Origin of the sequence: Vibrio sp. 10N.222.52.B7, assembly GCF_041474275.1 — a bacterium.
In the GTDB taxonomy this organism is placed as follows: Bacteria; Pseudomonadota; Gammaproteobacteria; order Enterobacterales; family Vibrionaceae; genus Vibrio; species Vibrio crassostreae_C.
The window spans coordinates 1-337 of sequence record NZ_JBFRTU010000614.1; the positions used below are offsets into that span (position 1 = coordinate 1).

Here is a 337-nt window from a genome sequence, read left to right on the forward strand (position 1 = left end):
TTTCAATGCCTGCCAATGCTACTAACCTAGACCAGTTCGTCAGTGACAGTGAGTTGAAGCTGAATGTTGAAATTAAAGCTCAAGATGTCGCAGTGAAACAGCAAGTCGCACTCGACGTTGAAGTATTGAGTACCCGCCCCTTTCAAGAAGAGTTGGCATTACCTTACTTAGATATACCCAACACGGTCGTAAAGAAAGATGAGCAGAAAGTCGCGCGTTCAGCACGCACAATTGAAGGCACCAAGTGGTTTACACAAAAAGCACGTTACTACTTGTACCCAATGCAAGCTGGCGAGTTTACCGTCCCTGAATTGAAGATTCCCGTTAGTGTAGAGCT

General features: G+C 45.4%; 1 protein-coding gene. It reads left to right on the forward strand.

Annotated features, from left to right (window positions below):
• On the forward strand, positions 1 to 337 hold a 337-nt coding region (locus AB4512_RS24465), incomplete at both ends, for a BatD family protein (RefSeq protein WP_372176076.1).